This window comes from Phocaeicola sp. RTP21198st1_B8_RTP21198_201120 (assembly GCF_040929485.1).
Taxonomy (GTDB): domain Bacteria; phylum Bacteroidota; class Bacteroidia; order Bacteroidales; family Bacteroidaceae; genus Phocaeicola; species Phocaeicola dorei.
On record NZ_JBCOCI010000222.1, the window covers coordinates 1,144 to 2,045 of the forward strand.

The following is a 902-nucleotide window of genomic DNA, read 5'->3' on the forward strand; positions in this document are numbered from 1 at the left end:
TGTTGAGTAATTTAGATGTTTCTCGAACGACAGGTGATACTCGTGTGTATAGAAATGTAGGAACAATATTAAATAAAGGGATTGAAGTGACTATAACTAGTCACAATTTCCGGCCGAAGAAAGATGGTGATTTCAGTTGGTTAACTGATCTGAATCTAGCACATAATAGTAATAAACTCTTAGAGCTATATAATGGCATTCAGAAAAATATGGGTGAGATGGTTTGGAGGGAAGGATATGACATACATACATATAACTTAGTGCGCTGGGCTGGAGTTGATCCTCGTGACGGAGCACCTTTGTGGTATGATGCAAAAGGGAATATAACACGGATTTACAGTACGGATAACCGTGTCCCGTATAAGAGTTCAACTCCTGTCCTAGCTGGTGGCTTGACAAATACTTTAACGTACAAAGATTTTAGTTTGCGCTTTATGTTCAATTATTCAATAGGAGGCTACGGATTTACATCTTTCGGTAGGGCAAGTAATTCGGATGGGTTGAATATAATGACGGAAAATCAGTCTATTGACCAGTTGAATCGTTGGCAAAAATCCGGCGATTTAGTGCTGAACCCTAAACCAATATGGGGTGTCTCTACTCAGTCGGTGATGAACTCTACCCGTTATTTGTATAACAAAACTCAGGTTCGTTTGCAGAATCTAGTATTTTCCTATCGAATTCCCCGGACAATTCTACATTCGACTGGCTTAAAAGATTGTTCTATTTCTTTAATTGGAGATAATTTATGGGTCTGGACCCCTTATTCGGGAAAGGATCATAATTCTTATAAAACATGTATGAGTGGTTATCCGATGGAAAGATATTTCTCGATAGCACTAAATGTAGGATTATAATTAAATAGGTTTAAGATAACATGAAAAAAAGAATATATCTACTAG

1 pseudogene is annotated in these 902 nt (G+C 37.3%); it reads left to right on the forward strand.

Going from position 1 to position 902, the window contains the following annotated elements:
* Positions 1-857 (forward strand): annotated as a pseudogene (locus AB5935_RS24765) (SusC/RagA family TonB-linked outer membrane protein); the annotation flags it as partial.
* Between the last annotated feature and the right edge of the window lie 45 nt (positions 858-902).